Annotated in this window: 23 protein-coding genes and 2 pseudogenes; 12 read left to right on the plus strand and 13 right to left on the minus strand. The window is 59.7% G+C overall.

What is annotated here, in order from left to right; translation table 11 throughout:
* Positions 1-266: 266 nt before the first annotated feature.
* The 3 genes and pseudogenes from AB7M22_RS17200 to gudD all read left to right on the plus strand — a co-directional run bounded on the left by AB7M22_RS17200 (position 267) and on the right by gudD (position 3,192).
* Complete coding sequence (locus tag AB7M22_RS17200) at positions 267-1,613, plus strand: MFS transporter (protein WP_454187195.1); 1,347 nt, start codon at positions 267-269, stop codon at positions 1,611-1,613.
* Between the two features lie 64 nt (positions 1,614-1,677).
* Positions 1,678-1,824: pseudogene (locus tag AB7M22_RS17205) on the plus strand (MFS transporter); the annotation flags it as partial.
* A gap of 24 nt (positions 1,825-1,848) precedes the next feature.
* Positions 1,849-3,192, plus strand: a complete 1,344-nt coding sequence (gene gudD, locus AB7M22_RS17210) for a glucarate dehydratase (protein WP_454187196.1) — start codon at positions 1,849-1,851, stop codon at positions 3,190-3,192.
* 126 nt (positions 3,193-3,318) lie between these two features.
* Here the strand turns inward: gudD and AB7M22_RS17215 are convergent, their stop codons facing one another.
* Positions 3,319-4,200, minus strand: a complete 882-nt coding sequence (locus tag AB7M22_RS17215; RefSeq protein ID WP_454187197.1) for a LysR family transcriptional regulator — start codon at positions 4,198-4,200, stop codon at positions 3,319-3,321.
* A gap of 157 nt (positions 4,201-4,357) precedes the next feature.
* Between AB7M22_RS17215 and ampC the strand changes: the two genes are divergently transcribed.
* Both ampC and AB7M22_RS17225 read left to right on the plus strand, forming a co-directional pair.
* A complete protein-coding gene (ampC, locus tag AB7M22_RS17220) occupies positions 4,358-5,527 on the plus strand; it encodes a class C beta-lactamase (RefSeq protein WP_454187198.1) in 1,170 nt (389 codons plus the stop codon).
* Positions 5,528-5,603: 76 nt separating this feature from the next.
* The gene (locus tag AB7M22_RS17225; protein WP_454187199.1) at positions 5,604-5,738 is read left to right on the plus strand and encodes a hypothetical protein; all 135 of its coding nucleotides are present in this window, start codon (positions 5,604-5,606) and stop codon (positions 5,736-5,738) included.
* 15 nt (positions 5,739-5,753) lie between these two features.
* Here the strand turns inward: AB7M22_RS17225 and AB7M22_RS17230 are convergent, their stop codons facing one another.
* Positions 5,754-6,287, minus strand: a complete 534-nt coding sequence (locus tag AB7M22_RS17230; RefSeq protein ID WP_454187200.1) for a DUF4174 domain-containing protein — start codon at positions 6,285-6,287, stop codon at positions 5,754-5,756.
* Positions 6,288-6,467: 180 nt separating this feature from the next.
* Between AB7M22_RS17230 and AB7M22_RS17235 the strand changes: the two are divergent.
* Positions 6,468-6,833: pseudogene (locus tag AB7M22_RS17235) on the plus strand (VOC family protein); the annotation flags it as partial.
* Positions 6,834-6,854: 21 nt separating this feature from the next.
* On the opposite strand, the gene AB7M22_RS17240 reads toward AB7M22_RS17235, so the two are convergent.
* The 3 genes from AB7M22_RS17240 to AB7M22_RS17250 all read right to left on the minus strand — a co-directional run bounded on the left by AB7M22_RS17240 (position 6,855) and on the right by AB7M22_RS17250 (position 10,096).
* The gene (locus AB7M22_RS17240; RefSeq protein WP_454187201.1) at positions 6,855-8,213 is read right to left on the minus strand and encodes an erythromycin esterase family protein; all 1,359 of its coding nucleotides are present in this window, start codon (positions 8,211-8,213) and stop codon (positions 6,855-6,857) included.
* An 85-nt stretch (positions 8,214-8,298) separates the two neighbouring features.
* Complete coding sequence (locus AB7M22_RS17245; protein WP_008011378.1) at positions 8,299-9,084, minus strand: sulfite exporter TauE/SafE family protein; 786 nt, start codon at positions 9,082-9,084, stop codon at positions 8,299-8,301.
* A 262-nt stretch (positions 9,085-9,346) separates the two neighbouring features.
* Positions 9,347-10,096, minus strand: a complete 750-nt coding sequence (locus AB7M22_RS17250) for a hypothetical protein (protein ID WP_454187202.1) — start codon at positions 10,094-10,096, stop codon at positions 9,347-9,349.
* A 250-nt stretch (positions 10,097-10,346) separates the two neighbouring features.
* Here AB7M22_RS17250 and AB7M22_RS17255 point away from each other — a divergent pair, with 250 nt between their 5' ends.
* The 3 genes from AB7M22_RS17255 (at position 10,347) to AB7M22_RS17265 (ending at position 12,940) form a co-directional block, all read left to right on the plus strand.
* The gene (locus AB7M22_RS17255) at positions 10,347-11,495 is read left to right on the plus strand and encodes an aldose epimerase family protein (RefSeq protein WP_454187203.1); all 1,149 of its coding nucleotides are present in this window, start codon (positions 10,347-10,349) and stop codon (positions 11,493-11,495) included.
* A gap of 122 nt (positions 11,496-11,617) precedes the next feature.
* On the plus strand, positions 11,618-12,439 hold the full coding sequence (locus AB7M22_RS17260) for an aldo/keto reductase (RefSeq protein WP_454187204.1): 822 nt from the start codon (positions 11,618-11,620) through the stop codon (positions 12,437-12,439).
* 30 nt (positions 12,440-12,469) lie between these two features.
* Positions 12,470-12,940, plus strand: coding sequence for a DUF1810 domain-containing protein (locus tag AB7M22_RS17265; RefSeq protein WP_454187205.1), 471 nt, complete (start codon positions 12,470-12,472; stop codon positions 12,938-12,940).
* On the opposite strand, the gene AB7M22_RS17270 is transcribed toward AB7M22_RS17265, so the two are convergent.
* A complete protein-coding gene (locus tag AB7M22_RS17270) occupies positions 12,905-15,265 on the minus strand; it encodes a DNA polymerase II (protein WP_454188828.1) in 2,361 nt (786 codons plus the stop codon). The two genes, AB7M22_RS17265 and AB7M22_RS17270, sit on opposite strands and share 36 nt — an antisense overlap.
* Before the next feature lie 291 nt (positions 15,266-15,556).
* On the opposite strand from AB7M22_RS17270, the gene AB7M22_RS17275 reads away from it, so the two are divergent.
* Positions 15,557-15,997 (plus strand): CBS domain-containing protein, encoded by a 441-nt coding sequence (locus AB7M22_RS17275; protein ID WP_008011368.1) that lies wholly within the window; start codon positions 15,557-15,559, stop codon positions 15,995-15,997.
* Positions 15,998-16,136: 139 nt separating this feature from the next.
* Here AB7M22_RS17275 and AB7M22_RS17280 read toward each other — a convergent pair whose 3' ends face one another.
* Positions 16,137-16,757, minus strand: a complete 621-nt coding sequence (locus AB7M22_RS17280) for a glutathione S-transferase N-terminal domain-containing protein (RefSeq protein WP_454187206.1) — start codon at positions 16,755-16,757, stop codon at positions 16,137-16,139.
* Positions 16,758-16,855: 98 nt separating this feature from the next.
* Complete coding sequence (locus AB7M22_RS17285) at positions 16,856-17,950, minus strand: DUF1615 domain-containing protein (RefSeq protein ID WP_454187207.1); 1,095 nt, start codon at positions 17,948-17,950, stop codon at positions 16,856-16,858.
* Positions 17,951-18,135: 185 nt separating this feature from the next.
* Here AB7M22_RS17285 and AB7M22_RS17290 point away from each other — a divergent pair, with 185 nt between their 5' ends.
* On the plus strand, positions 18,136-19,665 hold the full coding sequence (locus AB7M22_RS17290) for an FAD-dependent oxidoreductase (RefSeq protein ID WP_454187208.1): 1,530 nt from the start codon (positions 18,136-18,138) through the stop codon (positions 19,663-19,665).
* A 132-nt stretch (positions 19,666-19,797) separates the two neighbouring features.
* Here the strand turns inward: AB7M22_RS17290 and hemB are convergent, their stop codons facing one another.
* The 3 genes from hemB to AB7M22_RS17305 form a co-directional block, all read right to left on the minus strand.
* Positions 19,798-20,772 (minus strand): porphobilinogen synthase, encoded by a 975-nt coding sequence (gene hemB / locus AB7M22_RS17295; RefSeq protein ID WP_454187209.1) that lies wholly within the window; start codon positions 20,770-20,772, stop codon positions 19,798-19,800.
* 232 nt (positions 20,773-21,004) lie between these two features.
* The gene (locus AB7M22_RS17300; RefSeq protein ID WP_454187210.1) at positions 21,005-21,847 is read right to left on the minus strand and encodes a PhzF family phenazine biosynthesis protein; all 843 of its coding nucleotides are present in this window, start codon (positions 21,845-21,847) and stop codon (positions 21,005-21,007) included.
* Between the two features lie 23 nt (positions 21,848-21,870).
* A complete protein-coding gene (locus tag AB7M22_RS17305) occupies positions 21,871-22,578 on the minus strand; it encodes a glutathione binding-like protein (RefSeq protein WP_454187211.1) in 708 nt (235 codons plus the stop codon).
* 334 nt (positions 22,579-22,912) lie between these two features.
* Here AB7M22_RS17305 and AB7M22_RS17310 point away from each other — a divergent pair, with 334 nt between their 5' ends.
* Positions 22,913-23,587, plus strand: coding sequence for a histidine phosphatase family protein (locus tag AB7M22_RS17310; RefSeq protein ID WP_454187212.1), 675 nt, complete (start codon positions 22,913-22,915; stop codon positions 23,585-23,587).
* A 106-nt stretch (positions 23,588-23,693) separates the two neighbouring features.
* Here the strand turns inward: AB7M22_RS17310 and mnmH are convergent, their stop codons facing one another.
* Both mnmH and selD read right to left on the minus strand, forming a co-directional pair.
* Positions 23,694-24,797, minus strand: coding sequence for a tRNA 2-selenouridine(34) synthase MnmH (gene mnmH, locus AB7M22_RS17315; RefSeq protein WP_454187213.1), 1,104 nt, complete (start codon positions 24,795-24,797; stop codon positions 23,694-23,696).
* Positions 24,797-25,831, minus strand: a complete 1,035-nt coding sequence (selD, locus tag AB7M22_RS17320) for a selenide, water dikinase SelD (protein WP_454187214.1) — start codon at positions 25,829-25,831, stop codon at positions 24,797-24,799. Before selD ends, mnmH begins: the two co-directional genes overlap by 1 nt.
* Positions 25,832-26,063 lie beyond the last annotated feature (232 nt).

Consider the following 26,063-nt stretch of genomic DNA (forward strand, 5'->3'; position numbering starts at 1 on the left):
CAGGGCTATCCGGATCGTAGCACCGGGATCGATGGGAATCTTCAGAAAATAAAACCTATCTTGTATGACAACACTCAACAATCGCACCAATCAAGCAGTATTACGAACCCACCTCAGATCATAAAAAGCATAGATAACTCCAAATAAATAGCCATTTTATTGGGTTACGGTGCTTGTCGAATCAAAAAACTCAGTTGTATGATGTCTATCAACAACGCAGCACCCTGTCACACCCCGCATAAAAATAACGAGTGGGAGAAAACGAAGTGAATACATCCATATCCGGGATGAACGATGGCGCCGATTCGGTCCTGCAATCCGCCATCTCGAAAGTGAAACGCCACGTCCTGCCGCTGTTCGTGATCATGTTCATCGTCAACTACATCGACCGTGTGAACATCGGCTTCGTCCGCGCCCACATGGAACATGACCTGGGCATTGGCGCTGCCGCCTACGGCCTCGGTGCCGGTCTGTTCTTCATTGGTTACGCGCTGTTCGAAGTCCCCTCCAACATCCTCCTGCAAAAAGTCGGCGCGCGAATCTGGCTGACCCGCATCATGCTGACCTGGGGCCTGGTGGCCGCCTGCATGGCGTTCATCCAGAACGAAACCCACTTCTACATCCTGCGATTTCTACTCGGCGTGGCCGAAGCCGGTTTCTTCCCCGGGGTGATTTATTACTTCACTCGCTGGTTGCCCGGTGTGGAGCGCGGCAAGGCGATTGCAATCTTCCTCAGCGGTTCGGCCATTGCGTCGCTGATCTCAGGCCCGCTGTCCGGGTTGCTGCTGCAAATCAGCGGTTTTGGCATGCACGGCTGGCAGTGGATGTACTTCATTGAAGGGATGTTCTCGGTCGGGCTGTGCGTGTTTGTCTGGTTCTGGCTGGACTCCAAACCCCACGACGCCAAATGGCTGACCCGTCCCGAGCAGGACGCACTGGTCAAAGCCATCGATGACGAACAACGGGCCCGCGAAGCCGCGACGCCGATCAAGCCGTCGCTGGGCACACTGCTCAAGGATCGCCAGATCATCCTGTTCTGCCTGATCTATTTCTTCATCCAGCTGACCATCTACGCCGCGACCTTCTGGTTGCCGAGCATCATCAAGAAGATGGGCGACCTGAGCGACATTCAGGTCGGGTTGCTCAACTCGATTCCGTGGTTGTTGTCGATCGTCGGCATGTACGCCTTCGCCACGCTGTCGGCCAAGTGGAAACACCAGCAAGCCTGGGTCGCCACAGCCTTGCTGATCGCCGCTGCCGGGATGTTCATGTCCACCACCGGCGGGCCGATCTTCGCCTTCGTCGCCATCTGCTTCGCCGCGCTGGGTTTCAAATCGGCATCGTCGCTGTTCTGGCCGATTCCCCAGGCGTACCTGGATGCGCGGATTGCTGCAGGCGTGATCGCATTGATCAACTCGGTGGGCAACCTCGGTGGCTTCGTTGCGCCGACCACCTTTGGTCTGCTGGAAGAACATACCGGGTCGATTCAGGGCGGGCTGTACGGCCTGGCCGCGACGTCGATCATCGCCGCGATCATCGTTTTCGCCGCGCGCAACAAACCGAAACCCGCACCTGTGGCTGCCTTGGGCAAACCTGAGCCCCGTCACGCCTGAATACCTGCTTTTAAGGACATAAAAATGAACCCACAAGAAACCGCAAAAGCCCCGATCATCACGGGAAGAACATACCGGGTCGATTCAGGGCGGGCTGTACGGCCTGGCCGCGACGTCGATCATCGCCGCGATCATCGTTTTCGCCGCGCGCAACAAACCGAAACCCGCACCTGTGGCTGCCTTGGGCAAACCTGAGCCCCGTCACGCCTGAATACCTGCTTTTAAGGACATAAAAATGAACCCACAAGAAACCGCAAAAGCCCCGATCATCACCAGCATGCAGGTTGTGCCGGTGGCCGGCCACGATGGCATGCTGCTCAATCTGAGCGGCGCCCACGGCCCGTTTTTCACCCGCAACATCGTGATCCTCAAGGACAACGCCGGCCACACCGGCGTCGGTGAAGTGCCAGGTGGCGAGCGCATTCGCCAGACGCTGGAAGATGCACGCTCATTGGTGGTCGGCAGCCCGATCGGCACGTACCAGAAGATCCTCAATCAAGTGCGCCAGACCTTTGCCGATCGCGATGCTGGCGGTCGCGGCCTGCAGACCTTCGACCTGCGCATCACCATTCACGCGGTCACTGGCCTTGAAGCCGCCCTGCTCGACTTGCTCGGCCAGTATTTGGACGTACCGGTCGCGGCCCTGCTCGGCGAAGGCCAGCAGCGCGACGAAGTGAAGATGCTCGGTTATCTGTTTTATGTCGGTGATCGCAACGAAACCGATCTGGCCTACCGCAGCGAACCGGACGCCGACAACGACTGGTTCCGTGTGCGTCACGAAAAAGCCATGAGCGCCGGCGCCGTGGTGCGCCTGGCCGAAGCTGCCCACGCCCGTTATGGCTTCAAGGACTTCAAACTCAAGGGCGGCGTGTTGAGTGGCGACGAGGAAATCGAAGCGGTCACCGCCCTCGCCGAACGTTTTCCCGATGCGCGCATCACCCTTGATCCGAATGGCGCCTGGTCGCTGAAAGAAGCGATCCGTCTGTGCCAGGATCAGCATCACGTTCTCGCTTACGCCGAAGACCCATGCGGTGCGGAAAACGGTTACTCGGGCCGGGAAGTCATGGCCGAGTTCCGTCGTGCCACGGGCCTGAAAACCGCGACCAACATGATCGCCACCGACTGGCGGGAAATGGGTCATGCGATCCAGTTGCAGTCGGTGGATATTCCTTTGGCAGACCCGCATTTCTGGACCATGCAAGGCTCGGTTCGAGTCGCGCAGATGTGCCACGAATGGGGCCTGACCTGGGGCTCGCACTCCAACAACCACTTCGATATTTCACTGGCGATGTTCACCCACGTCGCGGCGGCTGCGCCGGGTGAGATCACGGCCATCGACACCCACTGGATCTGGCAGGACGGCCAACGTCTGACCAAAGCGCCGCTGCAAATCGTCGACGGCTGCGTGCAGGTGCCGAAAAAACCTGGCCTGGGGGTTGAGCTGGACATCGATCAACTGGCCAAGGCCCATGAGCTGTACAAAGGCATGGGACTGGGCGCGCGGGATGACAGCGTGGCGATGCAGTTTCTGATTCCGGGGTGGAAATACGATAACAAGCGGCCGTGTCTGGTGCGGTAACTCTCCAAGAACACTACGCATCCCCCATGTAGGAGCTGCCGAAGGCTGCGATCTTTTGATCTTGACGTTTGGCGAAGCTGAAATCGCCAAAGATCAAGATCAAAAGATCGCAGCCTTCGGCAGCTCCTACGATTCATCATGTGCCGCTTGCAGCAGCCAGCCCTTGAACACTGCCATCGCCGACGTTTCAGGGCGCGACTGCAAGCGGGTCAGCCAGTAGCTGCCCGTGGTGATCCCGATGGCGAACGGTTGCTCGATTGAACCCGCCGCCAGTTGCCGGGCAAACATCAGCGGCGGCGCCAATGCTACGCCCGCCCCTTGCAATGCCGCTTCCATCATCGCCAGCGACGAGTCGAAGACGATGCTCCGGGGCGGTGCGGCATGGGCCGAAAGACCAGTCGCCTGAAACCACTCCGGCCACTCATCCGTGCGATAGGAGCGCAACAGCGTTTGCTGCAACAGATCGGTCGGTGTGTGCAATTGCCGCGCAATCTCGGGAACGCAGAGCACCGACAGCGGCGCCTCGATCAACCGTACCGCTTCGATCCCATGCCACGCCCCCGCGCCAAAGCGAATGGCGTAATCCAGGCCTTCGGCGGCCACGTCAACCCGGTTGTTATTGGTCGACAGGCGCAAATCTATGAACGGATGTTTCTTCTGAAAGTCCGCCAATCGCGGCAACAGCCAACCGACCGCGAAAGTCCCCACAGCGCCCACCGTCAGCACCTCACGAAAATGCCCGCCCTCGAAACGCTCCAGGGTCTCGGCGATCCGGTCGAAGGATTCGCGCAACACCGGCAGCAGGGTTTCACCTTCGCTGGTCAGCATCAGGCCTCGGGGCAGGCGTTTGAACAAAGTCACGTTAAGCTGGGCTTCAAGGCTTTTGACCTGATGACTCACCGCCGCCTGCGTGACACATAACTCCACCGCCGCCCGGGTGAAACTCAAATGGCGCGCCGAAGCCTCGAAAGCGCGCAGCGCATTCAGCGGTAGATGAGGACGAATCATGCCCACTCCCAAAATTTTCTAATGGCTCATCCGAAATATCGTCGTTTGTCGGTCTTCGCCAAACTGCATAGATTTGGCTCGCCCAGCAGCGGACAAGCTTGAAAAAACCGCTCGGAGTGTAGCGGTTAACACCACGAAAAATCATGGAATTGAAACAATGACGAACAACAGAAGTACGGCCAGATTGAAGATTCTTGCGGCTTGCGTGGCGGTATTCGGCGCCAGCCATTGTGTTGCCGCGGCCCAGACGGATCAGCCCATCGAGACGATTGTTAACGACGCCATCCGGCCTGTCATGCAGGCTCAGGGTATTCCCGGCATGGCCGTGGCCATAACGCTCAACGGAAAACAGCATTACTTTAACTACGGCGTGGCCTCGAAAGAAACCGGGCGCCCGGTAGCAAAGGACACCCTGTTCGAGATCGGTTCGGTGAGCAAAACCTTCACCGCCACTCTCGCCGCCTATGCGCAGGCGACAGGCAAACTGCCCCTGTCGGACAACGCCAGTCAGGTGCTGCCAACATTGCGCGGCAGCGCGTTCGACAGCATCAGCGTGCTGCAACTCGGCACCTACACCGCTGGTGGCCTGCCACTGCAATTCCCCGGTGATGCGGACCATCAGGACAAGATGCTCGGCTATTTCAAACAGTGGAAACCGACCTACGCCGCCGGCACTCATCGCCAATATTCAAACCCCAGCATTGGGTTGTTCGGCTATCTGGCGGCGCAAAGTATGGGGGCATCGTTCGATGAGCTGATGGAAAAAACCTTGCTGCCGAAACTCGGCCTCAAGCACAGCTACCTCAAGGTACCGCAGGATCAGATGGGGCTTTACGCTCAGGGTTACAACAAGGACGACAAACCTGTGCGAGTCGAACCGGGCGCGCTGGATTCCGAAGCGTATGGCGTGAAAACCAGTGCCTCGGATCTACTGCGCTATGTCGAGGTGAACATGAATCCGACGTCGCTGGAAAAGCCCCTGCAGCAAGCCATCGCCACCACTCATACCGGCTACTACACCGTCGGCGAGATGACTCAAGGGTTGGGGTGGGAGTTCTACAACTATCCGGTAACGCTCGATACATTGCTGGCGGGCAACTCGTCGCAGATGGCGGTTGAGGCGCATGAGGTCCAGTGGCTGAAGCCACCGCAACCGCCACACGACACTGTGCTAATCAACAAAACCGGCTCAACCGGCGGCTTTGGCGCCTATGTAGCCTTTATTCCGGCGAAAGACGTTGGCATCGTGATCCTGGCCAACAAAAACTACCCGAACCCCGAACGAGTCAAAATCGCTCACAAGATATTGAGTGCGCTGACTGAATAGCCGAAGGTGACACGACCCGTAGCAGCTGCCGAGCCCGCGAGGCTGCTGCTACGGACGTTCGGGGGATAAACAAAAAATGGTCAAGACGCAGAACCTGTGGGAGCGTGGCTTGCCCGCGAAGAACAATGACGCGCAGTACCTGAAAAACCGCGGTGCATTCTTCGCGGGCAAGCCACGCTCCCACAGGATTTTCGTCGCTCAAATGTCTTAACTTACCAGCGGAAATTCAATCATCCGGCATTTCAGGCGGTTTGGCGGGTTTCGCCGGTTTGCCCTTTGCACCTTTGACCGGTGCAACTTCAGCCACCGGCGCTGGTACCGGTACCGTTGCTTCTTTCTCGGCCGCCGGCAACTGGTCGACGGTGCTGAAAATCTCTTTCAGCTCGACCGCATCCTTTACAAGCTTCTTTTCGCCGTCCTTGCCGACCAGGATGATTTTGCTCTTCGCCCCGGCGCCCAGATTGAGCGAGCGGATCAACGCCATCGTCGTTTGCGGGTCGAGGTCTTTGCCGTCGCGTTGGCCCATCGTATTGATCACGGTGTACAGCACCATGTTTCGCTCGGTGAAGCCCTGGCGACTGGCGGGTTCATCCAGTGACTTTTTCAGGCTGACCCAGGTGGGATCGACCGAACTGGGCGCGATGACAATCAAGGGACGGGCCCTGCCCACGTCTTTAACCAGAGGGGAATCGTCATCGGCGGCGAACAGGGGGCCGACGAAAGCCAGTAGAGTAGCCAGGGTCAAAGACCTGATGAGCATGCGCATCTCCTTTTGATATCCACGCTCTAATGATTGCGCATCGCGGCGAACGTTCCGGGTGACGCACTGCAATTGTGATTCGCCTTGCCCCAAGCTTAGGTCAGGGCGGTCATTGCGCAACAGCCTGAGCTAATCTCATGGCACGACTCGCACGACCTGATTCGCCGTGAGGATTTTTCCATGAGCGCTCAGCTGAACCACACCATCGTCTGGTGCCGTGACAAACAGGTGTCGGCCCGCTACCTGACCGACCTCCTCGGCCTGCCCGATCCCGAGCCGTTCGGACCGATGCTGGTGGTCAAATTCGATAACGGTGTGTCGCTGGATTTCTACAATAACGACCCTCCCATCGCGTCCCAACACTATGCGTTTCTGATTGGCGACGAAGACTTCGATGCGGCCTTCGCTCGCCTGCAAGCGCGCAAGCAGCCCTGGTGGGCAGATCCTGGCAAACAACGGCCGAATGAGATCAATGATTACGGCGGTGGCCGGCGGGTGTATTTCGATGACCCGGACGGGCATCTGCTGGAGATTTTTACCCGGGAATGGATGCCCGTCATTGGCGTGTCATATACCGAACGGAAAGGTGTCGTCCTCGTGTTCCATGAATTCAGGCGCCGGCAATGGCGAAACCGCATGGGTTTTTTCGATCCAGACGAAAGCGTCGAACTGCTCCGCCAGTACGGCCTGAAAGTAATGGCTCTGGCGCTCGGTCCTGGGGCGATAGATGACGCCGATAGCACGCTCAAGTAATGGCTCGGCCAGCACGTCCAGCAATTCCTCGCTCGGTGACGTCCGCCAGTCGAGCAGTGCTGCGGGGACGCCGGCCTTGAGAAACAGTTGTTCCCAGCTGTCGGCCAATGCCGGGTTCACCTGTTTGACCTGCATCGGCTCATCCCAGTCGTCGGCGGCGGCGACGGTGCCGTGGTCGGTGCCCATGCCGATCAGCACCGCTTGTGAGCCGTAGGCCGTGCGGCACAACTGGCCGATGTTGAACTGCCCCTCCCAGCCCATTTGCGTGGCGGCGGCGTTGCCGATGTGTGAGTTATGCGCCCACACCACCGCTTTGGCGCCTGCCCCGCGATGCTCCATCAGAGTTTGCAAGGTGTCGAACATGTGCAGGTCACGCAGGTTCCACGAGGCGGTCGAGCCGCGGTACATGGCGCGGTAATACTGCTCGGCGGCCCGCACGACGCGGGCGTTCTGGGTGGCGCTGAAAAACGCCTCGTCGTCGGCGACCATCGGATCAAGCCGTTCGCCCAGCAGCACATTCAATTGCTCGACCACGGCGTCCTCGCACGTGGCCATATTGCCCCGCTCGGCGAAATGACCGTACAGCGCCGGGTCGTCATGCCACGGCGTAAGGCAGCTGTAGCGATGCCGGGCCTCTTTCGCCAGCTGCGAGTCGGTCTTATCGAGATAGCCCAGTACTTCGTCGATGGAGTGACGCATGCTGTAAACGTCCAGCCCGCGAAATTCCACCCGCTGCTCAAGCGCCAAGCCGCGATTATGGTGGTGCAGCCAACGGGTAAAGGTCTGCACGGCCGTGTTGCGCCACATCCAGGTGGGGAATCGGGCGAAGGCCTGTTTTTTCCAGGCGGAGCGCCCCAGGTCGCGGACACATCGATCGACCTGCCCGGCATCGGGCCAGTCGGCTTCGACCGCGACGATGCCGAAGCCATGCTGCTCGATCAGGCGGCGGGTGATCGCCGCTCGGGTCTGGTAGAAGTCCTGGGTGCCATGGCTGGCCTCGCCGATCAGCACCACGCTGGCATCGCCAAAGCGGTCGAACAGTTCGCCGAATTCAGGTGAGTCGAGTGCAGGTAACGGTTCGACATGACGGCGCAGCACGTCGGCTGCGTTGTCGGGTGGCTCGCCACGGGGGCGGCGGAACCGTCGCAGAAGATCGTTTACGGGGCTGTTCATGGACGTCATCTCGGCGTGGTCATAGTTTTGACTACGCCAGCGAGAGCATGATTCCGCTAAATTCAGGGATCTATACGGTGCCGGATCAGAACGCCAGCTTGTAGCCGATCAGCACGAGCATCGTGGCCAGGCATGGACGCAACAGTTCGTCGGAGATCCGCCCGGTCAAATGGCTGCCCAGGTAAATCCCCGGCAGCGAGCCGACCAGCAAGTAGCCCAAAACGTGCCAATCCATATTGCCCATGCTCGCATGGCCCAGGCCGGCGACCAGGGTCAGGGGCACTGCGTGAGCGATTTCGGTGCCGACCAGGCGGCGAGTAGGCAGCAGCGGATACAGGATGAACAGCGCGACGGTGCCCAGGGCGCCGGCGCCGATGGAGGTCAGGGCCACCATGGTGCCGAGGATCAGACCGGTGATGACGGTCAGCACATTCAACCGCGAGCCGCTGGGGTTGTAATGCCCGCCCGCCCGTTTGTGGGCGAAATCGAGCAAGCGTTTCTTGAAGAAAATCGCCAGCGCCGTGGCGAACAATACGAAGCCCAAGGCTTGTTTGATAACAGCGTTCATCGCGTCGGGCGAGGTCTGCAAACTGCTCAGGAACCACAGCGTCAGCGCCACCGCCGGCACACTGCCGAGGGTCAGCCAACCGGTGATCGCCCAGTCGATGTTTTTGTTCTTGCGATGAACCAGCACACCACTGGATTTGGTAATGGCCGCGTACAGCAAGTCCGTGCCCACCGCAGTCGCCGGGTTGATCCCGAACCACAGCAGGATCGGTGTCATCAGCGACCCGCCGCCCACGCCGGTCATGCCAACGATAAAACCGACCACCAGCCCGGCAACGACCAACCCGAAGTTAACAAAATCCATTAATCCGTCCACATCGACCGCAGGAAAAATCTGGCCCGCAGCATAGCGATTTTTCTTATAACCACTTATATCGATGCGATCTATATTTATATCTATTTATTGATTGGAACAACGATCTCCCCCTCAACACAATCCCCTGTGGGAGCTGGCTTGCCTGCGATGGCATCGACTCGGTTCGACATTAAGCCGAGCCGTCTGCATCGCAGGCAAGCCAGCTCCCACAAAATCTCGCTCCCACTGGGGGTTGGGTTCAGCCCTCGTTTTACTGTACTGGCAAGAAATTCAGGAACAGCAAACTCTGGGCGTAGTTGAGGCCGATCCGTCGGTAGCGTTCGTCGAGCATCTGGGTCAACAGGTCCAGCCGCGCGACGATCTTGCCGAACTCCACGGCAAAACTCAGGTTGCTGCCCTCCTCCGAAATCTCGTTGGAAAACAGCAAAGGCTCGCCTTGCTTGTTTTGCCGCTGACTCAAGATCCAGGTGGCTTTCTCGATGTTGCGTGCGGCATTACTGACGAAGGTCGGGTTGATCGCATCCGTCATGTAGAACTCCAGCCGATTGCCGTGGGCGGTGACCAGCATGCTGCCGATGGCATAGATGAAGGCTCCGACCCGGTCGCCGAGGAATTCCGGGCTCATGGCGTAGCTCAGCGCGGCGAGGTCTTTTTTGCCGCCGAGGGTGGGTAGCGGCTCTTGCTGTTCGATGGCCATGCGCACTTGTTTTTCCGCGGTGCCGACATCGAGGAAGCCGGATTTCTTCAGCTCCTCCGGGTTGCGCAGGTAGAGCTTGTTCATCAGCAGGTAGAGGCTTTCGAGGTTGTCGCGCATCGTCAGGGTCGCCATACGGTCGACGCTGGTCTGGAGGAATTCCTGGGGTTGGCCGTTGCGAAACTGGCTGACGATATCGTTGCCCGGCTGCTGGCTGCAGCCACTGGCGAAGAGCATAGACAGGCCAATCAGCAGCAAGCAATAACGGCGAATGTGCGGGGTAAAGCGGGGTAAAACTCGAGCCATGGGTTCTTGAACTTGGGCATGGGCCGGCGGTGGGGATCGCCGCGGGCTGGCCAAGGATAGAACCGCGAAAGCCGAAAAAGTGCAGTGCCGGTGGTCCGTAAACGCGGATCACCGTGAAAACGGCTTCGTATTAGTCATACTTTATAATTGCAACGCTGCATAGATAAGCTATAAATCCTTCCTTGATCGCGTTAAAACTCGATTATTAGTATGACTACTTCTCACAAAACAACAAAAAGGAAGGTCAACCATGCTTCAATCTCGATACCTGCTCTCCGGCCTCGGACTGTCCCTGATGATCGCCACCCTCCCCGCTCACGCCGCTGGCTTGTCCAGCGAACAGAAAGCCTTCGGCAAAACCAGTGACGGCACGCCCGTGGAGCAATACATCTTGCGCAACAGCCATGGCCTGCAAGCCACGGTCATTACCTACGGCGGGATTCTGCAGTCACTGAAAGTGCCGGACAAAAACGGCAAGCTCGACGATGTGGTGCTGGGCTTCGACGACGTGCAGGGTTATCAAAGCGGCACCGCGTACTTCGGCGCGACCATCGGCCGCTTCGGCAATCGCCTGGCCAACGGTGCCTTCGAGCTGGACGGCAAGCGCTATCAGGTGCCACTCAACGACGGCAGCAATTCACTGCACGGCGGGGCCCTGGGTTTCGACAAACGGGTGTGGAAAGCCGAACCGAGCAAAGGCAAGGATTCGGTGGGCGTGACCCTGACGTATCTGTCGGCGGGTGGTGAAATGGGTTTCCCGGGTAACCTGAAAACCGAAGTCACCTACAGCCTCACCGAGAACAATGAGCTGCGCATCGAGTACAAGGCCAGCACCGATCAACCCACCGTGCTGAACCTGACCAACCACAGTTACTTCAATCTGGCCGGCGCGGGCAACGGCGACGTACTGAAGCAGCTTGCGACTTTGCATGCAGCCCGTTACACGCCGGTCACCGGCAAACTGATCCCCACCGGTGAACTGGCCCCAGTCGCCGGCACCCCCATGGACTTCACCCAACCGACCGCCATCGGTCAACACATCAAGGCTGATCACCCGCAACTGAAATTCGCCGAACCGAAACAAGGCGGTTTCGATTTCAATTGGGTGCTGGACGCCAAGGGTGATCTGGGCAAACTCGCCGCCGATGTCAGCGATCCGCAATCCGGGCGTCGCTTGCAGCTCTACACTACTGAACCGGGTGTGCAGTTCTATACCAGCAACTTCCTCGATGGCACGGTCAAGGGCAAGGCCGGCAAGGTTTATCCGCATTGGGGGGCGTTTACTCTGGAAACCCAGCATTATCCGGATTCGCCGAACCAGCCGAACTTCCCGTCCACACGGCTGGATCCGGGCAAGCGCTATAGCCAGACTACGGTGTACAAGTTTTCTACCCTGTAGGTCAAAAGATCGCAGCCTTCGGCAGCTCCTACGGAGGCTGCGATCTTTCGAGAGATCCACGGAACCACCGGACTATTTTGCTGCCAACTGAAGTATCGATCGGGCTTCGGAAAGGAGGATTCATGCGTACTCTTGAGCTGGCCGGCAGCCATGTGCCGGTCATCGGCCAAGGAACCTGGCGCATGGGAGAGGAACGCTCCCGACACACAAAGGAAGTTGCAGCGTTGCGTTTGGGCATCGAGTTAGGCATGACCCTGATCGACACCGCTGAAATGTACGCTGAAGGAGGCGCTGAAGAGGTGGTGGGTGAAGCCATCGCAGGCCTTCGCGACCAGGTTTTCCTGGTCAGCAAGGTCTATCCCTTCAACGCCAGCCGCAAAGGCATCCCCCAGGCCTGCGAGCGTAGCCTGCGGCGGTTGAATACCGATTACATCGATCTCTACCTGTTGCACTGGCGCGGCGACTATCCCCTTGCGGAAACCGTCGAAGCCTTCGAACGCCTGCGCGAAGATGGCAAGATCGGCCGTTGGGGCGTGTCCAATTTCGACCTGGATGACCTGGAAGAACTGGCCTCCCCGGCCTGCGCCACCAATCAGGTGCTGTATAACCTGGAAGAACGCGGCATCGAATTTGATTTGCTCCCCTGGAGCCAACACCAACGGATGCCGGTGATGGCCTATTGTCCGATCGGCCAGGGTGGGCACATGCTGGCCAACTCGACGCTCAAGCAGGTTGCCGCCCGTCACGAGGCGACACCTGCGCAGGTAGCGCTGGCATGGATTCTGCGTCAGAACGGCGTGATCGCCATCCCCAAGGCGGTCCGTCCCGAGCATGTGCAGCTCAATGCGCAAGCGGCGCAATTGCAGCTTGAAGTCGGGGATCTGGAGGCGCTGGACCAAGCGTTTCGCGCGCCACAACGCAAGCAGCGGTTGGCCATGGTCTGAGCCATCGCGGTGCTGTCAGAGGGCATCGGCATGAGAAGTACCGATCAGCTCGACGCTTTCAATTTGCCACGCTTCGTCCAGGCGCAGGACCCTGTGTTCGAGTGGGTGCAGGAGGAGTTACGCGCCGGCCAGAAGCGCCGGCACTGGATGTGGTTTATCTTTCCGCAGTTTTGCGGGTTGGGTGACAGCGAGATGTCCCGCTACTTTGCCATTCGCTCAAGTGAAGAAGCCACCGCGTATCTGAAGCATCCGTTACTGGGGCCACGCTTGCGCATGTGCACGCAACTGGTTCTGGACATTCCTCAAAGCTCGATCGCCAAGATTTTCGGTCATCCCGACAACCTCAAGTTTCACTCATCGATGACGCTGTTCGCCCAGGTTTCACCAAAAGGCAGCTTGTTCCATAAGGCGCTGGATCAGTATTTTCACGGCATACCGGATGACTGGACGTTGTCGCTGCTGGACTCAAAACAGGCCCAGTTGCCCCCCAATCAGCGTTGAGAAATCGTCATCCACGAACGGCAGGATCGCATCCGCCACCGGCTGCAGCTGCCGGGTGACGTAATGGTCGTAGTCGATGGGCGCGCTGCGGATTTCCAGCGGCTCGGGGCCGGCGACGGTGATTACATAACTGATCCAGCCGCCATTCTGATATTGCCGCGGGCGTCCCTGCTGGTCGTTGTAGTCGTCGGCGATTCGCGCGGCCCGCACGTGGGGTGGCACGTTGCGCTGATAATCATCGAGGGTACGACGCAGGCGTTTGCGGTAGATCAGACGCTCGTCGAACTCACCGGCCAACGTCTTGCGCACATAGTCACGTACGTAATCCTGATAGGGTTTGCGATTGAAGATGCGCAGGTACAACTCCTGCTGGAATTGCCGGGCCAGCGGCGACCAGTCGGTGCGCACGGTTTCCAGGCCCTTGTAGACCATTTCATCGGTGCCGTCGGCGCGGGTGACCAACCCGGCATAGCGCTTCTTGCTGCCCTCCTCGGCGCCGCGAATGGTCGGCATCAGAAAGCGCTTGTAGTGGGTTTCGAACTGCAATTCCAGGGCACTTTCCAGCCCGTATTCCTGTTTCACATGCTCGCGCCACCACTGGTTGACGTGATCCACCAGCGCGTGGCCGATCTGCGCGGCTTCTGCCTGACCGTGGGCGCGGCGCAGCCAGACAAAGGTCGAGTCGGTGTCGCCATAGATCACCGCGTGGCCTTGGGCTTCGATCAACTGGCGGGTGCGCAACATGATCTCGTGCCCGCGCAAGGTGATGGACGAGGCCAGCCGTGTATCGAAGAAGCGGCAACCGCTGGAACCGAGGACGCCGTAGAAGGCATTCATGATGATCTTCAGGGCCTGGGACAACGGCGCATTGTGTTCGCGCTTGGCGGTTTCACGGCCTTCGGCGACCCGGGCGACAATGGCCGGCAGGCAATGCCGGGTTCTTGAGAAACGCGCACCGCGAAAGCCCGGCACCGACTCGCTGTCGTCGGGATGCTTGAGCCCTTCGATCAAGCCCACCGGGTCGATCAGGAAGGTGCGGATGATCGACGGATAGAGGCTTTTGTAGTCAAGCACCAGCACCGATTCGTACAGCCCTGGTTGCGAGTCCATGACAAAACCGCCGGGGCTGGCCTCCGGTGGTTTGCCACCGAGGTTCGGCGCGACAAAGCCCTGCCGGTGCATCAACGGCATATACAGGTGAGTGAACGCCGCCACCGAGCCACCACTGCGGTCCGCCGGCAAACCGGTGACACTGGCGCGCTCGAGCAGGAAGGTCAGCAGTTCGGTCTTGGCGAAGATCCGCGTCACCAGTTCGCAGTCCTTGAGGTTGTATTTCGCCAGGGCCGGTTTGTCCTCGGCGAACATGCGATTGATTTCGTCCATGCGCTGGTACGGGTTGTCGATCGACTTACCCTCGCCCAACAGGGTTTGCGCGACGTTTTCCAGGCTGAACGAGGGGAAACTCCAGGTCGCCGAGCGTAGCGACTCGATGCCGTCGATGATCAACCGGCCGGCAGCCGAGGCGAAGTAATGATTGCGACTGCCGTGCTCGCGCCAGTGCATTTCTTCGCCGCCACGTCCCAGCTTCAGCGGTACCGCCAAGCGCCTGGCATGTTCGTGCAGTACGCGCAGATCAAACTGCACGACGTTCCAGCCAATGATGGCGTCGGGGTCGTGCCGGGCGAACCATTCATTGAGTTTTTTCAGCAGCAGGGTTCGCGAATCGCAGTATTCGAGCTGGAAATCCACGCCACTGTCATCGCCATTGGGCGGCCCGAGCATGTACACCTGCCGCTCGCCGCAGCCTTCCAGGGCAATGGAATACAGCTCGCCCTGAGCGGTGGTTTCGATGTCCAGCGAGACCAGCCGCAGGTTCGGTCGGTAGCCGGGATCGGGTTTCATTTGTGCGTCGAGCAGCAGGCCTTCCGCGTTGGGGGTGCCGCCGAACAAAACGGGGGCGGTGATGAAACGCTCCATCATGTAGCGTTCCGGCGGGCGGACGTCGGCTTCGAATACCTCGACGCCTGATTTGCGCAGCGCGGTTTCCAGGCGCATCAACTGACCGTGCTGCTGGCAATACAGGCCGAGTACCGGGCGGTGTTCGAAGTCCAGAAGGGCCAAGGGCTTCAGCTCGACATTTTTTTCGCCGTGCAGCAGCCCTTCGGCTTGCTCACGCTGGGCTGCCGGAATGAACGCTACCGAGGGTTGATGCGGCAGGCGGATGCGTCGGGGACCGGCATCGGTCGCCAGCCAGAACTCGACTTCCGTGCCGGCCGGGGTATCGCGCCAATGCCGGGTCAGGACGAAGCCCTGCTGTAAATCCACCACTGCAACCTCAACGATCTGATTCAAGGGGTAATTCTACGCGTGATCGCCGGTCAAGACGCAGAACCTGTAGGAGCGAGGCTTGCCCGCGAAGAACGATGATGCGGAATACCTGAAAACCGCGGTGCATTCTTCGCGGGCAAGCCTCGCTCCTACTGGATTTTCGTCGGACTTTTACAAAGAAAAATCGCTGAATGACGCTTTTTGCGCGGTATCTGCCGCTTTGCGCCTTGCTCTGCGAGCGCGTCTCTACGATTCTTCAAGAACAACGACAACACCCGAGAAACCGCCATGAAAACCGTCGCCCAACTGCTCAAGTTAAAGGCCCAACAGAATCAGCAAGTCCACTCTATTGCACCGCATCAAATGGTGCTGGAAGCGCTGATGGTGATGGCCGCAAAAAACGTCGGTGCGTTACCGGTCCTGAAAGATGGCAAGGTCGTCGGCATCATCAGCGAGCGTGACTATGCGCGCAAACTGGTGCTCAAGGGGCGCTCCTCTGTCGGCACACCGGTCAGCGACATCATGGTGTCGCCAGTGATCACCGTGGACACCCATCAAACCGTCGAAACCTGCATGGGCATCATGTCCGAAAAACGCCTGCGGCATTTGCCGGTGGTGGAAAACGGCGAGTTGATCGGCTTGCTGTCCATCGGCGACCTGGTCAAGGAAGCCATTGCCGAACAGGCTGAACTGATTCGGCAGCTGGAGCAGTACATTCGCGGCGAATAAAACGCGGCAATCCCGATGCAGCGAAAATCTCCTGTAGGAGCGAGGCTTGCCCGCGAAAGCTGTTATGCGGTGGAACTGATGAATCGTGTCATCGTTCTTCGCGGGCAAGCCTCGCTCCTACATTGGACTGGCGGTGATCCTATGGCCAATGCCGCGCGAAAACCGGCGCCAATGCAGGGTGCCGGTCGAAGCGTTCGAGCCAGGCGAAGAACCCCGGCCGCGCAGCGCGCAAGTGCTCCCGAGTGCCCGCCCACCGTGTTACCACCGCCGCCAGAATATCCAGCGCGCCAGGCGCTCCCTCGCCCAGGTACAACTTGCCGGCGAACTGATCGGCAAACACCTCCCAACTCCAGTGCAGGCGCTGGCGGGCACCGGCCATAAGGTTTTCCCTGGATGATTCGTCCGCCTCGGCCAGCCAGCGCTCGGGGTAGTCGATGATGCCGATGGCGGCATAGCAATTGCTGACGATGTACACCAGGCCCCGAATAACCTGATCACGCTTGAGCGGGTTTTCCGGTAGCAGGTTCGACTCCGGGAACGTGAGGCCCAGATGAATCAGGATGGCAGCACTCTCGGTCAGAACACCGCCATCAGGCAATTGCAGAGTGGGAATCTGCTTCAGCGGGTTGAGCTTCTCCAACGCCTGAACCGCCTCCGGGGACGATGAAACATCGATGAAGCGATAAGCAACCTCGCACAGTTCCAGCGCGGCTTCGATGGCGGCCGCACCCGAATTCTGATGCCCGTAGAGCTGGTACATGACTAAATCTCCTCTGCGACTCTCTCTTTGTAGCAGCTGCTGAAGATTGCGTTCGAATTGTCAGTCAAGCGTTGGTTTTTTGACCATTTTCGGTTCAGTCACATCCCTACGCGCTTCATACAGCGTTGATAACGTTCATCGACCCGCTTGGCGAACCACGCCGTGGTGAGCTTGCGGGTGATTTTCGGGCTTTGCAGCACAATCCCCGGCAACACCGCTCGGGGTAATGGCCGGCCTTCGGCCTGTTCGGCCAAGGCAAAGACGCGCCGATAAAGCTTGGTGTCCTCGAACTCGAGACCTTTCCCCTCCTCCAATTGATCCCGAATGGTCAGGTTGCGCATGTCCAGTTGCTTGCCGAGAGTGCGCACCGCCAATTCCGTGGTGCCAGGCATGATCGAGCCGTAGCGCACCAGATCGCCATCCAGCGCCAGCGGAATGCCCGTCGCACGACTTACCGCATTTTGAAACGCCGCATTGCGGCTGGCGTACCAACCGGCGTTGAAGTCGGCGAAGCGATACAGCGGCTGCTCGTAACTCACCGGATAACCGAGCAAATGGGCAATACCGAAATACAGGCCACCGCGACGCGTAAACACTTCGCGGCGAATCGAGCCGTCCACCGGGTAGGGATAATCCCGCGCCTGCTGCTCCGCAAAATCGATGCTGACTTGCATCGGCCCGCCGGTGTGCACCGGGTTGAAACCATCGAACAGCGTCCGCCCCATTGGCACCATGCCGATGAAATCATCGAAAATCGCGCTGAGTTCTTTTTCGCTGCGCGCGGCATTCAGCCGGTCGCTGTAGCTTTTGCCATTGGGTGAACTGACCTGCAAGGCACCGCTCACCAGCAGGCCGGGAATATGGGCCTTGGCGGCGCGGCGGTCGATCTCGTCCCGGGCGATCTTGCCCAGGCCCGGCACCGGCGGATCAGCCTGAAACGTCGATTCCTGCTCAGTGACCGCGAGTACCGAACACAGGTTTTGCGTGGTCGGTGAAATCTTTTGCGCGGCAAATGCCGCGTAGATGTCCGTGGCCCAGCCCTGGCGGTCGGCTGTCTTGGCCGGGAGCAGACGCATGATCTCGGCTTTGACCTCGGCAGGCTTGCGGGCCGGCGGCTCCTGCGTGCGTTGGCTACCGCAACCGGCCAGGACCAACAGTGCCGCGATGCTCATGATCAATCGATTAGCTTGCATGGTGCTCCATCAAAATCCGTTGAGCCGGGTTAACCATACGATCAATGGCATGGCGCAGGCTATGACTGTGGCAGTCGCGGACTGTTCCCCCGTAGCGGTAGCGCTGTGTTTTCCGTTGGGCAGCCGGGAGGCCAGTGCATTCGGGCTGAACCATACTTGATCCACATACCGTGGAGGACAGGCTCATGAACCGTAGCGACGTGCTGATCATCGGCGCCGGCCCGACCGGGCTGGTACTGGCGCTGTGGTTGAGCAAACTGGGGATTCGGGTACGGATTATCGACAAGACGTCGACACCCGGCACCACTTCACGCGCACTGGCGGTACAGGCGCGAACGCTTGAACTGTATAGCCAGCTCGACCTCAGCGACGCCGTTGTGCAAAACGGCCATAAAGTGGCCGCAGCGAATTTCTGGGTCAAGGGCGAACCCGTCGCACGTCTGCCGCTGAGCACCATCGGCGAGGGTCTGACACCCTACGCGTTTCTGGAAATCTATCCGCAAGACGAGCACGAACGCCTGCTGATCGAACGCCTGGAGGCCTTCGGTATTACAGTGGAGCGCGATACCGAACTGCAAAGGTTCGAGGAAACCGGCGACGGCATCACCGCCCGGCTGCTTCTGCCCGATGGTCAGCAGGAAACCTGCCAGGCCTGTTACCTCGCCGGCTGCGACGGCGCCCGGTCGATTGTGCGCAAGACGCTGGACACCGGTTTTCCAGGCGGCACCTATCAGCAGATTTTCTACGTGGCGGACGTGCAAGCTCGCGGCCCCACATTCAACGGAGAACTGCATGTGGATCTCGACGAAGCCGACTTCCTCGCCGTTTTTCCCTTGTCCGACGAAGGTCGCGCACGCCTGATCGGCACGGTTCGTGATGAGCGCGCCGACCGTGCCGAAACCCTCCAGTTTGAAGACGTCAGCCACCGGGCCATCGAGAACTTAAAGCTGCAGATCGATCAGGTGAACTGGTTCTCGACCTACCGCGTGCATCACCGGGTTGCGGATCATTTTCGCACCGGGCGCGCGTTTCTGTTGGGTGACGCCGCCCATGTCCACAGCCCGGCGGGTGGCCAGGGTATGAACACCGGGATTGGCGATGCGATCAATCTGGCCTGGAAACTCGCAACAGTCTTAAGCGGTGGCGCCACGACCAAACTGCTCGACAGTTATGAAACCGAACGCATCGCCTTTGCCCGGCGACTGGTGGCCACCACCGACCGGGTCTTCAGTTTCGTTACGGCCGATGGGCCAATAGCCGACTTGGTGCGTATTCGCGTGGCACCCTTTTTGATCCCGAAAATGATCTCGTTTGAGGCGGCCCGGGAATTCATGTTTCGCACGGTGTCGCAGACCACCCTCAACTATCGCGGCATGCCGTTGAGCGAAGGTGTTGCTGGCCATGTTCACGGCGGTGATCGCCTGCCCTGGGCACACGACGGTGAAGGGGATAATTTCGAGTCACTGAAAAATCCGACCTGGCAGGTGCATGTGTATGGCGACACCAGCGATGAAATGATTGCCTGGTGCACCGAGCATCACCTGCCGTTGCAGGTGTTCGACTGGCGACCGGCGTTTGAAACCGTGGGGCTGGCGCGCAACGGGTTTTACCTGCTGCGGCCGGATACGTATGTGGCGATTGCCGACTACAGCGCCGATCCGAAGGTGATCGAGCGGTATTTCCGGGACCACGGGATTCGGCCGTTCTTCGGCTGAGGATCTTTTGATGATCGTTCCCACGCTCTGCGTGGGAATGCAGCCAAGGACGCTCCGCGTCCCAACAAGCGTGACGCGGAGCGTCACAGGAGGCATTCCCACGCAGAGCGTGGGAACGATCATTCAAGACAGTTAGATCCCGGCCAGGGCCAGGTCCATCGCGAAATAGGTGAAGATCAAATCCGCCCCGGCCCGTTTGATCGCCCCCAGGCTCTCACGCACCACTCGGTCTTCATCGATTGCCCCGGCCTGCGCGGCGAATTTGATCATCGCGTACTCGCCACTCACCTGATAGGCCGACAGCGGCAAACGCGAGGCTTCGCGGATGTCGCGGATGATGTCCAGGTACGCGCCGGCGGGTTTGACCATCAGCGCGTCAGCGCCTTCCTGTTCGTCCATCAGCGATTCACGCACAGCTTCGCGGCGGTTCATCGGGTTCATTTGATAGCTTTTGCGGTCGCCCTTCAGCGCACTGCCGCCAGCCTCGCGGAACGGACCATAAAGCGCTGAAGCGAATTTGGTTGAATAGGCCATGATCGCGGTCTGGCTGAAACCCGCTGCATCAAGCGCCCGGCGAATGGCCTGGACCTGCCCGTCCATGGCCGCCGACGGTGCGATCACATCGGCGCCAGCCTGGGCGGCCGCCACGGCTTGCTTACCGAGGTTGATCAGGGTCTGGTCGTTGTCGACTTCGTGGTGGTGCAGCACGCCGCAATGGCCGTGGTCGGTGTACTCGCAGAAACAGGTGTCGGACATCACGATCATTTCCGGCACGGCGTCCTTGGCGATGCGCGACATGCGCGACACCAGACCATTGTCGTTCCAGGTATCGCTGCCATTGCTGTCCAGATGATGGGACACACCAAACGTCATCACCGATTTGATCCCGGCCCGAGCGTAACGCTCGATCTCGCCGGCCAGCTTCGACTCGGGAATGCGCATCACCCCGGGCATGCTCTTGATCGGCACGAAATCGTCGATTTCTTCCTCGACGAAAATCGGCAGCACCAGGTCGTTCAAGCTGAACTCGGTTTCCTGGAACAGGCTGCGCAGGCTCGCATTGCGGCGCAGACGGCGTGGACGTGCTTCGGGGAACTGACTGGGCATGGGCCTTCCTGAAAAACGGCGGATGAGACAAAAGTCGTAGGGGGCGAAGCTTATGCCCTGCAAGGCGCGGGGCACAAACCTTGCGCAGCAGAAAAACCCTTACCGCGTCGGTAACAATCACCGCACTCCCTGTGGGAGCGAGCCTGCTCGCGATGGCGGCATACCATTCAACAATAATGTCGACTGATAGTCCGTCATCGCGAGCAGGCTCGCTCCCACAGGTTCGGTGCGGTTAAAGTGTCAGCGTACCGCTGATACACGTCACCACTGCGCCGCCAATCCAGATCTCATCCCCCACCTGCTCGACCTGAATCCGCCCGCCGCGGCCCATGGTAAGGCCCTGGCTGACGACATAAGACGCCGGCGCCAGCCCTTCGCTGAACAACCATTGGGCAATCCCGGCGTTCAGGCTGCCGGTGGCCGGGTCTTCTGGCATGCCGTCGACGGAGATGAACGCACGCACTTCGAACTGCGCCTCAGCGCCATCGCGCTCGACGCACCACGGGGCGATGACACCCACAGCGAGGCCCAGCATCTGCGAATGATCCGGCTGCAAGTCCAGTACCTGCTGACGATCCTCGACCATCACCGCCAACCAACCGGCACCGTTGTCGACCCATTGCGCCCGCACAATCGCGCCCGGCGCCAATCCGAGGCCCCGCCGTACGCGCTCGACCAGTTCGGTATCTACCGGGCCGGACCTGACCAGCGGGGGCGCGAGAAACGCCAGCTCCGCACCCTGTCGACGCACCCGCACCAGGCCGACGCCGCATTCCTGAATGATCTCCTCGCCCTTGGGCACCCCACCGGCCTCGAGCCAGGCATGACAGGTACCGAGCGTCGGGTGACCGGCGAACGGCAACTCCTGAAGCGTGGTGAAGATGCGAACTCGATAGTCGGCCCGAGGGTCCCGGGGTTCGAGCACGAACGTGGTTTCACTGAGGTTGGTCCAGGACGCGAACGCCGCCATGCGCTCATCGCTGAGCCGGTCTGCACCGAACACCACCGCCAACGGGTTGCCCTTGAGCGCGACGCGGCTGAAGACATCTACTTGCTTGAAATCGAATGAGCTCATTGCCTGCCTTGGTGATGAGGGATTCAAAGGGGTTGCTTGGGGATTTCCAGCCCGCGAATCACCGCTGGCCTTGCCAGGAAACGTTCCAGCACGCGGATGACGTTGGGGAAATTCTGGATGCCGACCAGGTCGCCGGCCTCATAGAAGCCGATCAGGTTGCGCACCCATGGAAAGGTCGCGATGTCGGCGATGGTGTAACGCTCGCCCATGATCCAGTCGCGTCCTTGCAAACGGCCTTCAAGAACGCTGAGCAAGCGCTTGCTTTCGTCGACGTAGCGATCGCGGGGGCGCTTGTCTTCGTAGTCCTTGCCGGCGAATTTGTTGAAGAAACCGAGCTGGCCGAACATCGGCCCGATACCGCCCATCTGAAACATCAGCCACTGAAGGGTCTCGTAACGCGCCGCCGATTCCTGCGCCAGCAGTTGCCCGCTCTTGTCGGCGAGGTAAATCAGAATCGCCCCAGACTCGAACAGCGCCAGCGGTTGGTCCCCCGGACCGTGGGGGTCGAGGATCGCCGGGATCTTGTTGTTGGGGTTCAGCGAGAGAAATTCGGGGGACAGCTGATCGTTGGCGTCGAAGCCCACACGATGCGGCTCGTAGGGCAGCCCGATCTCTTCGAGCATGATCGAAACCTTGACGCCATTGGGCGTTGGCAAGGAATAGAGCTGGATCCACTCCGGGTACTGGGCCGGCCATTTTTGAGTGATGGGGAATGCAGACAAATCGGTCATAAGGAGCATCCGGTACAAAGAAAGGGTTGAGCATAATCTGTAGGAGCTGCCGAAGGCTGCGATCTTTTGATCTTTCTACCTGCTGAAAAGATCGCAGCCTTCGGCAGCTCCTACAACCGTAACATCCTGTCGATAACCTTTCCCCCAATCCATTAAAGGTTGCCGCTAAAGTGCCGGGCACCTCGTTCGGATCGAACCAAAGGGCTTCAGAGGACTCTGAGCATTGCCCTGTAGGAAACGGACCGGGTCAATGACATGGAATACACCGATGCTGGGAGCTCGCGGTGTCAAGGTTTGTCAGCCTTAACCGAATGCGCTGAAGATGATCAATTCGATGATGAATCCATTGAAATTCGCCAAACGCTTCAAGCATCGCACCTATATCTTCCTGCCCTCCCTGCTGGCGGTCGGCGCGTTGTTCTTGTCGCTTGAGTCCAGTGAAAGCCGCGCCCAACCAGCGGACGGCACTCAGACGCTGGTATTTCTGCGCCACGCGGAAAAACCCGCCGGCGGCCTGGGTCAGCTCAATTGTCAGGGGCTGAACCGCGCCATCGACCTGGCCACCTTGTTGCCGGAAAAATTCGGCAAGGCCAACTACGTGTTTGCCGCCAACCCGACGCGCAATGTCGAGGAAGGTGAACTGGATAATTCCTACAGTTACATCCGCCCCCTGATGACCATCAGCCCCAGCGCGATCAAGCTCGGCTTGCCGGTGAACATCAACTTCTCGGCCAACGACACCAGTGATCTGGCGGATGAACTGCTGCGCGACAAGTATCACAATTCGGTCATTTACACGGCCTGGTCCCACGGCTACCTGCCCGAGCTGATCAACAAGGTCGCCGGGGAAGCCGTCGGCAAAAAACAGAACATTACCGATGACTGGGAATCGAGCGACTACGACTCGCTGTACGTGCTCACGCTGACCTGGCACAACGGCAAGGCCAGCCTGCAGAGCCATAGCTACAAGCAGGGGCTGGATAACGGTCGGGAGACTTGTCCGACTTAAGCGGTCGGGCGCCTGTCAGGGCCTCTTCGCGGGCAAGCCTCGCTCCTACAGGGGATCTCACTGTAGGAGCGAGGCTTGCCCGCGAAGAGGCCAGCAAACCCGCCACCTAAACTTGCTTGTTAGCGCGCGCTCTCAGATATTCAAGCACCGCCCCCCGCTCCCCGACAAACTCGATCCGCGTCCCCTTCTTCTCCCGCTGAAACGCATACATCGGGTCGTAATACTCACGCAGCAACCCTTCGATCCACCCCCGGTGCGAATCCACCGCGCCGCTGTTCGCCTGTTCTGCCAGCGCGTCTTCCATCAGGGTCAACATCCGCTGATGACGTTCGCCGCCCAAACGTTTCTGCACATTGTTCAGGCTCGCCAGCAAACGCTCGGAAAACAGTGCGAAGCCTTCATCGCCATGCACTTCGATGAACTCGGCGCACAAGTCCACCACGTAATCGTGCAGGATCCGCTCGACCCGCCCTTCCAGGCTGTCTTCCAGCCAGACCATCGGAAACTGCTGCATGCCCTGATACAGCGGCAGCGGCAAGGCGCAACTGCCAATCGCGCGGCTCTCGTCTTCCAGCACGAACTGTTCGATACCCCGGGCACGTTTCTTCAGCACATCCACGGCCAGGCGGTTTTCAAAGTCGATGTTGGAGGGTTGGCCGGTGGCGCGCTTGCCGAAACTGGAGCCGCGATGATGGGCGTGGCCTTCAAGGTCCAGCCCGTTGCTCAATTGCGTAAGCACCTCGGTCTTGCCGGTGCCGGTCATGCCCCCCAGCAAAACGAAATCACACTGGGTAATGGCCTGATCAAGCGTCTCGAGCAAGAAGGTGCGCATGGCCTTGTAGCCGCCACCGACCCGCGCATAGTCGATACCCGCTTCGTCCTTGAGCCACTGCTGAACGATCTGCGAACGCAGCCCGCCACGAAAACAGTACAAATAACCATCCGGATGAGCCCGGGCAAATTCGGCCCAGGCCTGGATCCGCTCGGCCTTGATCTCACCGGACACCAATTGATGTCCCAGCGTGATGGCCGCTTGCTGACCTTGCTGCTTGTAGCAAGTGCCGATCCGTTGCCGCTCGAGGTCATTCATCAGCGGCAGATTGACCACCCCAGGGAATGAACCCTTGAGGAATTCGACCGGCGCGCGGGTATCCATCATCGGCCGGTCGTTGAGGAAGATGTCGCGGTAACCGGTGAAGTCGATGGACATCAAATCACCTCTACCGCGTTAGTCTGTCGCTCAACCAGTTCACCGATCGGCGCAAGGGCCAGACCGAGTTCGGCCGCTACCGCCAAAAACTGTTCGTTGCCCTCGGGCGTGACCGCAATCAGCAGGCCACCGCTGGTCTGCGGATCGCAGAGCACGCGTTTGTGCAACTCCTGGAGCCGGCCGACCTTACTGGCGTAGCTATCGAAATTGCGCAGTGTGCCGCCCGGCACACAGCCCTGATCGAGGTAATACTCGACGCCCGGCAGGCGTGGCACACGGTCGTATCCGATGCGGGCGGTCACGTTGCTGCCGTCGGCCATTTCCACCAAGTGCCCGAGCAGGCCGAAACCGGTGACATCGGTCATCGCGGTCACACCGTCGAGTTTGCCGAAACGGCTGCCGGGTTTGTTCAGGGTGCACATCCAGTCGCGGGCCAGGCCGATGTCGGCATGGCGCAACTTGCCCTTCTTCTCGGCCGTGGTGAGGATGCCGATGCCCAAGGGTTTGGTGAGGTACAGCAAGCAACCGGCGATGGCGGTGTCGTTGCGCTTCATGTGGCGTTTTTCCACCAGCCCGGTCACGGCCAGGCCGAAGATCGGCTCTGGCGCGTCGATGGAATGGCCGCCAGCCAGTGGTATCCCCGCCTCGTCGCAGACCGAACGCCCGCCACGAATCACTTCCCGGGCAATCTCCGGCGCCAGCACATTGACCGGCCAGCCGAGGATCGCAATCGCCATCAACGGATCGCCGCCCATGGCGTAGATATCGCTGATGGCGTTGGTGGCGGCAATGCGACCGAAGTCGAACGGATCGTCGACGATCGGCATAAAGAAGTCGGTGGTCGAGACCACGCCGCGTTCTTCGTCGATGGCATACACCGCTGCGTCATCACGCGAAGCGTTGCCGACCCAGAGTTTCGGGTCCAGGTTTTGCGCGCCGCTGCCGGCCAGAATCACCTCCAGCACCTGGGGCGAAATCTTGCAGCCACAGCCTGCGCCATGGCTGTATTGGGTCAGACGAATCGGCTCGCTCATCGGGGGTGCACCTTGTGAAGTCAATGCCGAGGATTCTACAGCAACCCCGTGGCGAGGGGGCTTGCCCCCGTTGGGCTGCGCAGCGGCCCCGAAACCAGACAATGCGGTTTGTCCGCAGCACCGTGTTGAGTTGTTTACGACTGCTGCGCAGCCGAACGGGGGCAACCCCCTCGCCACAGCCCCCCCTCACCACAGCAAGCCCCCTCGCCACAAAATCTCCTTTGCCCGTCCT

The sequence above is a fragment of the Pseudomonas sp. ADAK2 TE3594 genome (assembly GCF_053628675.1).